The sequence below is a fragment of the Streptomyces sp. NPDC056161 genome (assembly GCF_042268025.1).
Taxonomy (GTDB): Bacteria; Actinomycetota; Actinomycetes; order Streptomycetales; family Streptomycetaceae; genus Streptomyces.
Map to the genome: position 1 here is coordinate 73103 of NZ_JBHJUV010000043.1, position 13251 is coordinate 86353.

Sequence of the window (13251 nt, forward strand, 5' to 3'; positions counted from 1 at the left end):
CACTTCCGGTCCAAACGGACGAGTGCGTCCACTTAAGAGCTTACGGTCGATGCCAGACCCCTGTACGGCCCCCGGCGGCAAAGGCAGAACGATGAACGACCGCATGATGAAAGCAGTGCTCTACGACCGCTACGGTGGCCCCGATGTGCTCTACACGGGCCGCGTGCCACGCCCCGAGCCGGCCCCCGGCGAGGTCCTTGTGAAGGTGCGCGCGTTCAGCGTCAACGGCGGCGAACTGGCAGCCCGTGCCGGCCGTCTCCGCCTCCTGACCGGCCGGAAATTCCCCAAGCGCGTCGGCTTGGACTTCACCGGCGAGGTCGCCGCACTGGGTGCCGGAGTCACCCGGTTCGCGGCCGACGACCGCGTATGGGGGGGCTTGGGCCGCACCTCCGGGTTCGGCAGCGCTGCCGAGTACGTGACCGTGCCGGCCGAGCGGGTCGGCCGGCTCCCCGACGGCCTTGACCTGGTGGACGCCGCCGCGCTGCCGGTGGCCACCACGGCCATCACCGCGCTGCGGGACAAAGCCGGGCTGCGCCCCGGCGAACGACTCCTCGTCCGGGGCGCGGCGGGCGGTGTCGGCAACGCCGCCGTCCAGCTCGGACGGGCGTACGGCGCCGAGGTCACGGCCCTCGCCCGCGCAGCCAACCTCGACTTCGTCCGCGGCCTCGGCGCGCACAAGGCCGTCGACCACCGGACCGTGCGGCCGGCGGAACTGGGCCGCTTCGACGTGGTCCTGGACACCGCGGGGACCGACCTGCGGGCCTTCCGGCGCCTACTGAATTCCGGCGGGCGCATGGTCACCATCGCCTTCGACCTGAAACGGCCCGTCGCATCGCTCGGCTACCTCGCGGCCAGCACGGTGCACGGACACGGCCGGGTGCGCATCTTCAGCGGCAACCCCACGCGGGCGGACTTTGAGGACCTCGCCCGCCATGTCGTCGAGGGGAAGCTGAGCCCTGCAGTGGACACGGTCTTCCCCCTGGAGGAGACAGCAGCGGCACACCAGGCGCTGGAGGCGGGCGGCGTCCAGGGCAAGTACGTGGTCAGGGTCGCGTAGGTGTCGGTGGAGGTGCTGATCACAGCCACTCGTTGACGGCGGCGATGAGGTCGGTCGCCTCGTAGCGGACCGCCAGCTTGTCGTACCGCGTGGCGACGGCGCGGTGCCTCTTGAGGCGGTCGATCCCGACGCGCAGCGGGCTGTCGAGGACGAACTTGCACGGCGTTCCCGGCCGGTGGTGGTCGTACGTGATGCCCATCTGCTGCGCACGGAGGCACTGCAGTACGTCTACGCGCTGTGGAGCCTGTTCCAGGACCGTGACCGCCGGATGCCCGTCGTCCTGGTGGGACCCGAGCGGCTCCGGTCCGTGCTGCCCCGGCCGTCGCTCGCCAACCTGGAGAGCTGCCGGCGCGGCAGCAGCAGAGGTCATCAAGTACTCCAGAGGACACGAACGATGTACTCCAGAGGACACGAACGATGTGGGTATCCCTCATAGGCTGATGAAGAGGTACATCGAACCTGCGCGCGGCCCGCCGCGGCAGTGCAGCCCCGCGAACTGCCACAGCCGTCGACAGCGCCCAACACGCGGAGGCGCGGCGGCCGCGGGAGGCTCGGGACCGTTCCCGCGTTTCGCCTTGTGGGGGATGTCGTCACGGGACAGGTGCGGGGCGGGCAGGCGGGCTGCGGCCAGCGCAGCCTTGGCGTCCATCGGGTCATTGGTCAGCAGTACGCAGGCCACACTGCGGTCATCGGCGTCGCCTTCACCGGGCGTAGAGGCTGCGGGGAAGCCGGCCTCCTGGCGGGCGTCGGCGGCGTGCATGCCGGCGCCAGAACGCGGGCGATGTCAGCTTGGCGCCCCTTTCCGTGCCGTCCACATGCCGCCAGTTCCGGGGGTATAGGTCAGTGCTGGGGCGTCGGTTCGCGTCGCGAGTGTGTGGAACGCATGCGTAGCGTCGGGGATCCAGGCGGTTTTCGACTGGCCGTCGACGGTGTAGTCGATTCGAAACTTCCATGTCACGTCGTACTTGGCGGACGATGCCTCGAAATCGAGGACCAGCGGTGAGTCGTTGGTGACCGTGTCCTCGAAACGGTCGACGGGCACCCTCTTGGTCTCGTTGACCGTCTTTGTGAGCTTCGGTGTGGGATCTGCCGCGTCGAGGTCCACCGAGGCGTGATAGAAGATCAAGGGGGCGCCCGCGCAGGGAGGGAAGACGGTGACCACCGTTGCCGGCGGTGCCGGAACTCTCTTGATCAGGACTGTATGGAAGGCCGTCACCACAACCGTCTGGCCGGCTCTGGCCTGCAACACGTAGTCGCCTGACGTCACGTCGGGATCGGCGGCATTTTTCAGCCAGGCGGACAGATCCGCCGTGGAGCGAGACCGGATGGCATACCGAGTGCCAGGTACGGCGTAGACGCCTGCAAGATCGCAGTCCTCTTCGGTCGGCTGCGCAGGATGTTTCCCCGCCGACTCTGAACTGCCGGATGCCGTCTCCGGACTGCCGGGTGAAGAAGTGCCCGTGACAGTCAGCGGCTGCGCCGGCTCGCTCAGCTGTTCAACGAGAAGGTTCGGCAGCCCCGTGACCCAAGCCGTCACGATCCCGACGAGACCGGCACTGATCGCGGCGAGTAATGCCTTGTTTGCCGTGATGATCCAGCCGAGGGAGCGCTGCGGCCACGTGGTGCGGCGTGGACGGCCGGGGCCCCGGCTCCGGCCGTGCGTCCTCGCCAACGTCCGTCGCTGCCACGTATTGCGGCGTCGGAGATCGGGACGACGGCCCCTAATCTGGATTCTCCTCATCCGGCCCCCTGTCCATCGCACAACGGCACATCCGTGTGGCAACTCATCTGGCATCCTTGACAGACGGACATACGAATAGTCCGCCAGTCGAGTTCCGCTCCCGGCAGTACAAATGGTGAAGCAGATCCCCACGTACCTCCGTTCATGCCCGCGAACGAGTGGTACAAGCCGGGGACCAAGGACGTGCTGTCGTGGAAGTTCACTGCCCTGCGCGCCGCCAGGTCCTTCGCTGAGTCCTTCGTACCGTATGAAGGAACTTCAGCTGCGCCTTTGCGGATTTCGGCGCGGGCCGGGTGAAGACCTTCCGCTCCACCCGCGCGAAGGCGTCCAGGACCTTGCCCCGCCGCGGGAATCGTTGCTGCTCGTGATCGCCCATGCCGACCAGGACGCCACGGGCTCCCTGAGGACAGGGACCAGCGATCTTCACAGGTGGCGGATCAGTTGGCGCAGATCGGGCAGGACCGCAGCGAAGGCGGGAGAGACTGGGGGCGCAGCAGAACGACATCCAGGGCCGTTAGGCCGCCGACCATTGGGGATTGTGTGACGACCGTACCTTCCACGAGCGGAGATCTGACAAGGTTCGGCGGTGGCCGCTGCACCCGCAGCCCGGCCCCCTGGAGTCGCTGTCGTCGTGGCTGGACCAGCTGGTCCGCCCATACGAGATCCAAGTACTGAATCTCCTCACCCGCAACCTCGGCCTGGCGGACCTGGCCGTGCCGGACGACCTCGACTGCGACCCGCCGACGGCGATGCTCGCCGCGCTGGCCGAACGTACCGGCGTCGAGATCGCCCGGCTGCGGGCGATGACGCTGGCCGGCTGGAAGCCGAGGTCTGTCGAAGGGGTCACCGCGCCGATCGAGGACACCCAGCCCGTGTTCGACGCCTACGTCCGGGACAACTCCGTGCTCCTCGCCCCCCGGTGACGCGGGCCGCAATCAGGTCTCGGTTTACCGGCGTTGGCCGGGGCCGTGGCTCGGGGACGGGCGGCTGCACGGGTCCTGCCCGATGTGCCCTGCCGGCGCTGCACCGACGACCGGGTCCGCCTGCTGTGGGTCTCGGCGGCCCGCCCCGGACGTTCCTCTGAGGTCACCGCCTGCCGTCGCGACCAGCTCACCGCGAAACTGCGGGCGGCCGGGCTCGGCGCCGTCACCGACCTGGGCTTCATCGGCCTCGACGACAGCGACCCGGCAGTGATCACCGGCTACAAGGCCGCCCGCAACCGGCCCCTGACCCGAGGGCAGAAACTGTCCAACAAGGCGTTGCTCACCGTCCGGGCGCCGGTTGAGCACGGCTTCGCCCCTCTCAAGAACTGGCGAGTCCTCGGCAAGGTCCGCACCGACCCGAAGTGGGCATCTGCCCTGGTGAGGGCACTACTGGTCCTGACGAACCGCGAAGTCTCCCGCTGACCGACGATCTTCACCGAAGTCATCCGCCGGCGACCGGCACGAGTATCGAGAACCCCGCGCACACACCACACCCGTGACCTGCAACTTCACGATGCACACTGCTCACTGGGAAGGAAGGTGCAGGGCCGGCTTGGGCTGGTCCGGTCATATCGGGGGCTCGCCGAGGTGCGCTCACGTCAAAGACGATCTCGCCCGGTGGCCTGATCGGAGCGCCTACGGCCTGTGGCCTGTTGCGCATCGCCGAGACCCAGCTATTCCGACGGGGGACGTCGCGTCCCGTCGCGGCGGGTGCGTGCGAGCTGGTAGCCGGCCTGGAAGCGGGTGCGGGCGCCGAGCCGTCGCATCAATTGGCGCACCCTGTAAGGACGTTCGCACCGGGACCTTCGCGTTGGCGTCGGCGCCAGCTTCGGCGCGCTCCAGACGCAGCTTCTTGCCGTACGCGGGGGCATCAGGTACGACGTCCAGGCGGCCGGTGGCCGCGTCGAACGCCACGGCCGGACGTGACCGGCGAGCTCCGGCGCGGCCGCGGCGAGGATGTCGTCGCACTGGGCGAGGACACGCTGCGATCGGCGGCCGGGGCGACCACGCCGCGCCCGGCCAGCATCATCATGATCGCGGTGCCCAGCCCGAGCGGTCCCGACCACCACGGCTCCCTCACCGCCGCCCGCCACCACCAGGCACTCGCCGCCACCGAGGAAGCAACACCGACAACCCTCCGATCAGATTCCATACGAGCGCCAACACCTGGGGTGGTGATCCGGGGCCGCAGCTGTTCAAAACCGGCAAGCTCAGAACATGTCCCGGTCAACACCCGGCGCACGAACCAAGGCGAACAGGACTCACTCGACCATGTCCAGACGCTCGGTGATCGACCACTCCCCCGGCACACCAACGTCGTAGGCGAGGGAATCGATGTTCCCGAGCGCCGTACGCGGCTGCTCCCGGATCGTCACCGGCTGCTCGCTGTGCCCCGCAAGCATCCGACCGGTGCGGAACGCCTCCGCCCCCAGGTCCCACAGCCGCCCATCATGCCTCACCGTCCCATCCACCATCCCCACCGTCCTGCCAGGCCCGCGCAACACCAACGCCGTCGGCCCAGCGCTGGCCCGGCGCGCCCATCTTCACGGACATGATCGCCATGCACTGCCTCGGGCCCCCGTGCACGGCCGCGATACCGCCCACCACGACGCGCACTCCAAAGCAGCTGACGGCCACCCCGTTCTCCCGGACCAAAACCCGCACTGGGGCGCTCGTCTTCCGCGGCGACGAAGTCGCCCTCAAACACCGCGACCGCGCCGACCCCACCCACTGCACCCCGCCCGACGGCAACGTCGAGCACCGCGAAAACCTCGACGGCGACCTCGCCCGCAAGCTACAAGAGGAAGCCGGCCTCAACGCTGAACAGGCTGAACAGGCCGAACAGGCCGAAGGTACTGAACTTGATTGAGTGATGTCGGAACCGTTCGCCTGACGGCAGCCGGGCCGATCCGGTAGCCGTGGACCGTGAGATACGCGCAGGGCGGAGGGTTGACCGACGCCGGGAGGGCCACCAGGGAGCGGATCAGGCTACAGGCCGTGGAACGCTTCGAGGGCGGGCAGAAGAGCCGGGAGATCGCTGCCGCCTTGCGGGTCAGTGAGCGGTCGGTGGAGCGGTGGCGCCAGGCGTGGAGGCAGTGCGGCGAGGCCGGGGTTCTGTCGAAGGGATCGCCAGGGCGACCGAGGCTCAGCGACGCGCAGATCACCAGGCTCGGAGCGGGAGTTGCAGCGCGGGCCGCTGGTCCATGGCTGGACGGATCAGCGGTGGACGTTGGCTCGGATCAAGACGCTGATCGGCCGCTTGTTCCACGTGAGCTACACGGTGGAGGGCCCCTGGCGGCTGCTGAGGCGGCATGGCTGGTCCTGGCAGCAGCCGGCCAGGCGTGCGATCGAGCGCGGCAACCGGGCGGTCGAGGTCTGGAGGAAGGAGACCTGGCCGCTGGTGAGAGCACCGCGGCGGCGTGCGACGGCTGGATCGTCTTCGAGGACGAAGCCGGCCAGTCGATGACGCCGCCGCGAGCGAGGAGCTGGGGACGCAGGGGCCGCACTCCGGTGGTCCGCGTGCGTGGCCGCGGCTCGGGCCGGGTGTCGATGGCCGGGCTGAGCTGCTACAAGCCGGGGAAGCGGTCCCGGATGTTCTACTCGGTGCGTGAGTACCGGGGCCGCAAGGGCGAGCCGAAGGGCATCGGCTGGCGCGACCTGCGCGACCTGCTGGTCAGGGCCCACATCCAGCTCGGGGGTCCGATCGTGCTCGTGTGGGACAACCTGCGTATGCACCTGGTCGAACCGCTGCGCGAGTTCATCGCCGACCATGAGGACTGGCTCACCATTTTCCAACTTGCGAGCTACTCACCGGACTTGAGCCTGCAAGGGAGCATCTGGTCGCTGGTCAAGCACGATATCGGTAACCTCGCCGCAGCCGACCTCGGCCAGATCACCCGTGCCGTCAAGCGCAGGCTCAAGCAGATCCAGTACCGCCCCGAGCCGGTCGATGGCCGTCTGGTCGGTGTCGACTTGGTCATGGACGGCTGACCAAGGGCGGAGTTCGCTGCTGGCTCATGCATCCCAGTCCTCGTAGTCCCCCATCGCCACGTCGTCGCAGAACGTCTCCCAGAATCTCCGTTGTGCGCGAGAGCTGCCTCGTCGATGCCGGAGATGAGATCCCGAAGCTCTTCCGCCACCGCCTCGTACCTGTCCTCGTCGCCGTCCGCATAGAACGGGAAGCGCGCGATCACCGCGGCCACGCATTGGTTGAAGGAGCCGAGATCGCTGTTCACGAGACGGGGAGCCCTCGCTGAATCGATCTTGGGAATCTGCACCACGTGACCAGTGGCAGCGTCGACGGCGATGCGTCCGAACAGGCCACTCGTCGCGATGGCGATCAGCCCCCGCTCACCGATCTCCCCCGAGGAACACCGCCTCACTCAGCGGCCGGTACTCGTATCCGATCAACCCGGCCGGAATGCCGGTCTCACCGAGATCGACAGCAATCTGGGCGGGCACCTCGGGCGGAGCCTCAACATGGATCAAGACGAACTCGGGCTTCGGCAACTGCGGCAGAGGTTGGCTCACGGGGAGATCTTCTCAACACGGAGTGCCCAGGCAACACCGTAGGCCGAGACGGGTGGACTTTGTCGGGCGACCGCCGGGCGAAGGCCCGGATGCGTAAGACGAGGGTCTGCCGGTGGGACTCCGGGGAGAGAAGGGCGTCGGCGTCGAGGGCGTGAGCCAACAGCGCGGACAGCAGGTCCACCACGACCGTCCCCAAACGGGGTCCGTCGGAGGGCTGGTACGAATGAGTTCCGTTCGCCAGCTGGGCAGGCGTGATGCGTGCTCGGATCTCGGACAGGGGGCCGGGTGAACGTCGAAGGGCGCGACCCATCCATGACCACGTTGATACCACTCAGCATGATCGAGAAGGCCGCGCCCGCATGCCATCCTGACCGGCCCTGCCAACCTCCCGTCAACTCGCCAAACAACTCGACCTCGTCGGCTAGGAGCGGTCGGCACCTTCGTCCAGGCCCACGCGGCCGACCCACTCGCGGGCATCGCCGGCGATCCGCCCGTGCTGCAGCTGGCCGTCGGCGGCAAGACGGTCCGCGGCGCCCGCGACGAACAGGGCCGGCAGCTGCACCTGCTCGGCGTCTACCAGGCCGACCCCGGCGTGATGCTCGCCCAGCGCGAAATGCGCCACAAGCCGCACGAGACCCTCCACTTCACCGCCGCTCTGGACCTGATCGCCGACATCACCGGCGCGATCGTCACCGCCGACGCCCTGCACGCCGTCGCCGACCACGCCCACTACCTGCACCGACGCGGCGCCTTCGGCCTCTTTCCGGTCAAGGAGAACCGCTCCACCCTCTTCGCCCAGCTCGACACGCTCGACTGGGACGAGCACACCAACCCGCACATCACCGTGGTCCGCGCCGAGGAGACCAACAGCGGCCACCACGAGATCCGCATCGTCCGCGTCCAGCCTCTGGCCCCGAGGCAAGTGAACTTCCCGCACGCCACCCGAGCCCTGCCCGTCGAGCGGTACACCACCGGCCGCGGCGACGGGAAGATCCACGCGGACGCCGAACCCGGCATCACCACCGCCCCCGCCCAGACCGCCGACGCGGCCACCCTCGCCCGCGTCCTACGCGGCCAACGGGCCATCGAGGCACAGCACTTTGTCAGAGACGTGACCTTCGGCGAGGACGCCTGCCGGGCCCGCACCGGCAGCTTGCCCCGCGCGCTCGCCATCTTCCGCAGCCTGGCGATCAGCCCCACCCATCTCGCGGGATGGACCAACAACGCCGCCGCCAACGACCACTACCGCAACCACCCCACCGACGCCCTACGCGAATTCGGGCTCATGGGATGAGCACGCATCACGCCTGCCCGGGAAGACGCGAGGAAGGGGGAAATTCCGGTGCAGCCCGACCGGATTTCCTCTCCTCGCGCACCTCTTTTCCCGGTAACTTTCCGGGGTGAAAACACTTCGGAAACTCGCCCTGTTCGCAACAGCCTGCCTGGCCGCCCCCTTCCTTACGTCGTCCCCGGCAGCCGCAGCCGACCGCGACTTCTGCGGGAAGACCGTCTCCGGCGCCATCCTCGACAAGTACATCGCGATGGGTGACGTGTCCTCGCCGCTGAAATGCCCGGTGACGGACGAGATGACCACTCCCGACGGGCGCGGCCGGTACACCCACTTCCAGGACGGCTCGATCTACTGGTCGGCGGCGACCGGTGCCCACCCGGTATGGGGGGCGGTGCGCGACAAGTGGCAGGCGATGGGCTGGGAGACGTCCGCGCTCGGCTACCCGAAGTCGGACGAGCTGAAGAACGCGGACGGCAAGGGGGTGCGCCAGGAGTTCGAGGGCGGCACCGTGTACTGGTCGGCGGCGACCGGCGCCCACCCGGTATGGGGGAAGATCGGCGCGACGTGGGGCGAGTACGGCTGGGAGAACAGCGCGTTCGGCTACCCGGCGTCCGACGAGACGGACGGTACCGGCTCATGGACGGATGTCGACACCGGGCAGGTCCACACGTACCGGCTGGTGACGCAGAAGTTCGCCTCGGGTGCGACGCTGTTCTGGATTCCGGGCGGCGCGACGGAGGGCTGCGACGGCGAGTGCACCGGCTACGAGGTGGAGGCACCGGGCAGCCTCGTCAAGCGGGTGCGAGTGAACCTGCCGACGGATTCGGACAAGTTCGTGCTGATGGTCTTCCCGACGGACGCCGGGTTCCGGGGCGGCATCGACAAGGCCGCCGACGGATGGCAGGAGGTGTGGACGAACACGCCGAATCCGCTGCGCCTGGACACGACCGACGAGGCGGAATCTCTGCGTGAGCAGTATGCGTGTCACGCCGCGTACGCGCGCCAGGAGTCCGACGGCAGCTGGAACACCGGCAATTCGTGGGATCTGGAGTCGGAGAGGCCGAACGTGAGCTGGACGTACGCCACGGACGCCCTGTTTGTGGCGATCCACAAGTGCAACTGGACTTGATCACGGGCTGAACGAAAACGCCCGGACAGGTGCAGGAAGGTCTGGTCGACGCGTGAGGCGAGGTGAACGGCACCCCTTCCGGCAGCCTGCTGGAGGGGGCCTTTCCGTGCCCCAGGAGGAGGCGAAGGGAGGCTCTTCATGGGCGCCCGTTCTCACGCTCCATGAGTGGCCGCTTACAGCTTTTTCGGAGACTGACGAAGACCTCCTCAAGGCCGCCGGAAACGCACCTCTCCCACCTGCGGAATTTCACTGGTGTCACTGGTGTCGGTGCCACTGGTGTCACTGATGCCATTAACTTCGTTTCTTTCATGGTGCCAATGCGGTCATGTCTAGGACGGCCTCTTCTGGCCCCGGGGTACCGGGGTGAGGTCCAGCCGTGGTCGGGTGCGCCGATCACTGCCCAGACGACGGCGATGGCGGCACCGGTAGCGCTGATGGCGCCGATGCAGTCGAAGCGGCCGGGGCGGCGGGGGGCCGGTGACGAAGCGGCGGGCGAGGGCGAGTACGGCGATGCCGATGGGGACGTTGATGAACATCGTCCAGCGCCACGAACCGAGGTCGGTCACGAGGCCGCCCAGGACGAGCCCGAGGCTGCCGCCGCCCACGCCGACGGCGGAGAACAGGGCCAGTGAGCGGTGGCGGGCTGCTTCGTCACGGACGCTTGTAATGACCAGGGCGAGGACGCCGGGAGCGGCCAGGGCCGCACCGAGGCCCTGAACGGCCCGTGCCGCGACGAGCATCCCGGGGGAGGTGGCCAGGCCACCGACCAGTGAGGCGGCGGTGAAGACGTGGGCGAAGGCCACGTCGGCGCCGGCATCCGTGATGCGTGTCGCCAGGGCGTCAAGGGCGTCCGCGTTGAGGTCGCCGAGGACGACCTTCGCACCGCGCTCGGCCAGCAGTAGTGCGATGGCCGCTCCGATGCCGCCGCCTGCCCCGGTGATGGCTATGACCTTGTTCTCGATCTCCTGCATGCTGATTCTCCTTTCGGATCCTGTCGCTGGCTTCCATCCCGCCGACCGGCAGGCAGCGATGTGCCTGCCGGGCCGGCGGGACGGAGTCGAATGCGTCACCGCTCGCGGCGGTGTGTGTACCGGTACGGGGATGCCGGTGTGGCACCGCCCGAACTGGCTGGGCCCTCAGACCTGGGCCATGCCGCCGTCGACGAAGAGCTCGACGCCGGTGATGAAGCTGGCGGCATCGCTGGCAAGGAACACCGCGGCGGTGCCTATCTCGCTGGGGGCGGCGATGCGGCCGGTGGGGTTGCCCTCGCCCATCTTCGCTACCGCGGCAGGAACGGCGTCGACACCCTGTGCGAGCGCCAGGGCGCGGCGCAGGGACTCGGTGTCGACCGCGCCGGGGCTCAGGACGTTGATGCGGACCCCGGAACCCTTGACGTCCTGGATCCAACCGCGCACGCAGTTGCGCACGGCAGCCTTCGCGCCGCCGTACAGGCTCATGCCGACCGGGGGCTGGATGGAGGCGGTGGAGCCGATGACGGTGATCGTGCCGCCGGGCTTGAGCAGCGGCAGGGCCGGCTGCACGGTGAACAGGACGCCCTTGACGTTGACGTTGAATGTCCGGTCGAACTCCTCCTCGGTGATCTTGTCGAGGGGGGCGTGGGCTCCGATGCCGGCGTTGGCCACCACCGTGTCCAGGCGGCCGTGGCGTGCGATGACCTCCCTGTAGACCGCTTCCATGTCGGCGAGCTTGGCGACGTTGGCGACGATGCCCGAGCTCTTCGGCCCGATCTCGGCGACTGCTGCGTCGACCTGCTCCTGCTGGAGGTCGGTGATGACGACGTCAGCGCCGTTGTGCACGAACTCCTTGGCGATGGCCAGGCCGATGCCCGACGCGCCACCGGTGACGACAGCGGTCTTTCCCTCGAGCGAGCGAGTCATTTCGTATCTCCTGAGGCATTGCTTCGCTCCCGCCGGACGGCGGGGAACAGGGACATTTGGGTGCACACAACGTCGCGAGCGATACGCAGGCCGTAGTCACGTGCTGCACTCCGGACCCGCGGCCGGCCGGCGGCGGGCGCGCTTCCTCGCGGCTGGAGGCTGCGGTGGAATGCCGCCCCGTCTCAAGGGGGCGAGTGGTGGCGATGTATGCCCTACAGTGAAAGTGGAGGCATCGCCACTTCCATCACTGTAAGTGGAGGCGTCGCCAGTTAGCAAACAGAGACGACAGGAGATTTGAAATGGCCACAGAGGCAGGGCGTCCCCTGCGGGCCGACGCGCAGCGCAACCGGGACAAAATCCTCGCCGCCGCGGCCCGCGTGTTCGCTCAGGAGGGCCTCGACGCCCACTTCGAACGCATCGCCAAGGAAGCCGGCGTAGGCAGCGGTACCCTCTACCGCAACTTCCCCACCCGGGAACTGCTGATCGAGGCTGCTTACCGTGGCGAACTGGCCCGGCTTTGTGACGCCGCTCCTGGCCTCCTCGCGACGATGGAGCCCCGCGACGCCCTGCGGGACTGGATGGGCCGCTTCATCGACTACGCGACCGCCAAAATCGGCATGGCCGAAGCCCTGCGCGCCGTCGTCGAATCCGGCGTCAACCCCTACGCCCACAGCCGCGAGATGATGCTCGAAGCGCTCACCTCGCTCATGGACGCCGCCGTCACGGCCCGCACCATCCGCACCGACGTCAGCGCGACCGACATGTACGCCGCCCTCAGCGGCATCGCCCTCGCCTCCGGCAAGCCCGACCAGCGCGAACAGGCCGAACGCCTCCTCGACCTCACCCTCGACGGACTGAGCACCCGCCCCCACTGAGGGGTGTGTCGTGCAGGCGGCGGCTTTGCCAGTGATGGGTAACCGGCCCGGGCGACAGCCACCAGTAGGCGATGGCGGTAGGTAGTGCGGGGCCTGAGTCGCCGGGCCACGTCCACATCACGGTTTCGGGATCTTCGTGCGCGGGATCTCGTGGCGTCTCGGCCTCCGGCTGGTCCGAATGGCGAGGCGAGGTCTGCCGGCCCGCCTGGCGGGCCGTCATCTGTAACGTCCCGGCCTGGGAGACCACCCGTTGTGACCGCCCGGCACCTGCCGGAGCGGGTAGGAACCGATACGCCTGCTCACCTGCAAAGCGCCCCCGGCTGACGCCGGAACAGGGACCTCAACAATCCTCGTCCTCGCTGGGCAGAGACATTTCTCGCCGAGTTGATCACCTCCCGGCCATCCGGCTTTGGGAAAGCGCGAGCGTGGCTTCACCGATCGCCGACCCTTCCAAGACGACGTGCTTCGCCATGCGCCAACCCCCTCACGCATCGCACCGGAATGGTTGCGCCGTATGAGGGGGAACCGTCGAGAAGATGGGGCGGCACCCTGCAGGAGGTGTGATGCAAATCAGCGACGAGATCTGTCACGGGTCCGCCGAGCACCGCAGTTCGACCAGTCCGGTTCGTGCTGGGGATCAGCCGGCAAGGCGATGTCCGTCGTTGACCAGCTCCCCAGACCGGTCGTCGCAATCCGAGTGCCCCGGACGTCGGCGGGAGTCCGGAAACGGGGCCCGCCCGCTCCTG

14 protein-coding genes and 3 pseudogenes are annotated in these 13251 nt (G+C 68.4%); 9 read left to right on the top strand and 8 right to left on the bottom strand.

Annotated features, from left to right (window positions below):
* The first annotated feature begins 91 nt into the window (after nucleotides 1-91).
* Nucleotides 92-1057, top strand: a complete 966-nt coding sequence (locus ACFC09_RS32625) for an NAD(P)-dependent alcohol dehydrogenase (RefSeq protein WP_376534177.1) — start codon at nucleotides 92-94, stop codon at nucleotides 1055-1057.
* 19 nt (nucleotides 1058-1076) lie between these two features.
* Here the strand turns inward: ACFC09_RS32625 and ACFC09_RS32630 are convergent, their stop codons facing one another.
* The 3 genes from ACFC09_RS32630 to ACFC09_RS32640 are packed head-to-tail and all read right to left on the bottom strand — an operon-like array spanning nucleotide 1077 to nucleotide 2594.
* Nucleotides 1077-1427, bottom strand: a complete 351-nt coding sequence (locus ACFC09_RS32630; protein WP_376534179.1) for a hypothetical protein — start codon at nucleotides 1425-1427, stop codon at nucleotides 1077-1079.
* 60 nt (nucleotides 1428-1487) lie between these two features.
* Entirely contained in the window at nucleotides 1488-1817 is a 330-nt protein-coding gene (locus ACFC09_RS32635) for a hypothetical protein (RefSeq protein WP_376534181.1), read from the bottom strand.
* A 24-nt stretch (nucleotides 1818-1841) separates the two neighbouring features.
* On the bottom strand, nucleotides 1842-2594 hold the full coding sequence (locus tag ACFC09_RS32640; protein WP_376534182.1) for a hypothetical protein: 753 nt from the start codon (nucleotides 2592-2594) through the stop codon (nucleotides 1842-1844).
* A 740-nt stretch (nucleotides 2595-3334) separates the two neighbouring features.
* Between ACFC09_RS32640 and ACFC09_RS32645 the strand changes: the two genes are divergently transcribed.
* The gene (locus tag ACFC09_RS32645; protein ID WP_376534184.1) at nucleotides 3335-3721 is read left to right on the top strand and encodes a TniQ family protein; all 387 of its coding nucleotides are present in this window, start codon (nucleotides 3335-3337) and stop codon (nucleotides 3719-3721) included.
* Nucleotides 3722-3823: 102 nt separating this feature from the next.
* Nucleotides 3824-4204 (top strand): annotated as a pseudogene (locus tag ACFC09_RS32650) (transposase family protein); the annotation flags it as partial.
* Nucleotides 4205-5043: 839 nt separating this feature from the next.
* Here ACFC09_RS32650 and ACFC09_RS32655 read toward each other — a convergent pair.
* Nucleotides 5044-5241 carry a hypothetical protein gene (locus tag ACFC09_RS32655; protein WP_376534186.1) on the bottom strand — a complete coding sequence of 66 codons (198 nt, stop codon included), beginning with the start codon at nucleotides 5239-5241 and terminating at the stop codon, nucleotides 5044-5046.
* A gap of 92 nt (nucleotides 5242-5333) precedes the next feature.
* On the opposite strand from ACFC09_RS32655, the gene ACFC09_RS32660 reads away from it, so the two are divergent.
* The 3 genes and pseudogenes from ACFC09_RS32660 (at nucleotide 5334) to ACFC09_RS32670 (ending at nucleotide 6772) form a co-directional block, all read left to right on the top strand.
* A complete protein-coding gene (locus ACFC09_RS32660) occupies nucleotides 5334-5651 on the top strand; it encodes an NUDIX hydrolase (RefSeq protein ID WP_376534188.1) in 318 nt (105 codons plus the stop codon).
* Between the two features lie 56 nt (nucleotides 5652-5707).
* A pseudogene (locus ACFC09_RS32665) lies at nucleotides 5708-6248 on the top strand (winged helix-turn-helix domain-containing protein).
* The gene (locus ACFC09_RS32670; RefSeq protein ID WP_376534190.1) at nucleotides 6245-6772 is read left to right on the top strand and encodes a transposase; all 528 of its coding nucleotides are present in this window, start codon (nucleotides 6245-6247) and stop codon (nucleotides 6770-6772) included. Before ACFC09_RS32665 ends, ACFC09_RS32670 begins: the two are co-directional and overlap by 4 nt.
* 149 nt (nucleotides 6773-6921) lie before the next feature.
* On the opposite strand, the pseudogene ACFC09_RS32675 reads toward ACFC09_RS32670, so the two are convergent.
* Together ACFC09_RS32675 and ACFC09_RS32680 are read right to left on the bottom strand one after the other, a co-directional pair.
* Nucleotides 6922-7164, bottom strand: a pseudogene (locus tag ACFC09_RS32675) (SUKH-4 family immunity protein); the annotation flags it as partial.
* Complete coding sequence (locus tag ACFC09_RS32680; protein WP_376534192.1) at nucleotides 7133-7312, bottom strand: hypothetical protein; 180 nt, start codon at nucleotides 7310-7312, stop codon at nucleotides 7133-7135. The pseudogene ACFC09_RS32675 and the gene ACFC09_RS32680, both read right to left, overlap by 32 nt.
* A 493-nt stretch (nucleotides 7313-7805) precedes the next feature.
* Between ACFC09_RS32680 and ACFC09_RS32685 the strand changes: the two genes are divergently transcribed.
* Both ACFC09_RS32685 and ACFC09_RS32690 read left to right on the top strand, forming a co-directional pair.
* A complete protein-coding gene (locus ACFC09_RS32685) occupies nucleotides 7806-8606 on the top strand; it encodes an ISAs1 family transposase (protein WP_376534194.1) in 801 nt (266 codons plus the stop codon).
* Between the two features lie 106 nt (nucleotides 8607-8712).
* Entirely contained in the window at nucleotides 8713-9732 is a 1020-nt protein-coding gene (locus tag ACFC09_RS32690; RefSeq protein WP_376534196.1) for a DUF2599 domain-containing protein, read from the top strand.
* A gap of 329 nt (nucleotides 9733-10061) precedes the next feature.
* Here ACFC09_RS32690 and ACFC09_RS32695 read toward each other — a convergent pair whose 3' ends face one another.
* Both ACFC09_RS32695 and ACFC09_RS32700 read right to left on the bottom strand, forming a co-directional pair.
* A complete protein-coding gene (locus tag ACFC09_RS32695) occupies nucleotides 10062-10703 on the bottom strand; it encodes an MFS transporter (protein ID WP_376534197.1) in 642 nt (213 codons plus the stop codon).
* 165 nt (nucleotides 10704-10868) lie between these two features.
* The gene (locus ACFC09_RS32700; RefSeq protein WP_376534199.1) at nucleotides 10869-11630 is read right to left on the bottom strand and encodes an SDR family NAD(P)-dependent oxidoreductase; all 762 of its coding nucleotides are present in this window, start codon (nucleotides 11628-11630) and stop codon (nucleotides 10869-10871) included.
* Between the two features lie 299 nt (nucleotides 11631-11929).
* On the opposite strand from ACFC09_RS32700, the gene ACFC09_RS32705 reads away from it, so the two are divergent.
* A complete protein-coding gene (locus ACFC09_RS32705) occupies nucleotides 11930-12505 on the top strand; it encodes a TetR/AcrR family transcriptional regulator (RefSeq protein ID WP_376534201.1) in 576 nt (191 codons plus the stop codon).
* The last annotated feature ends 746 nt before the right edge of the window (nucleotides 12506-13251 follow it).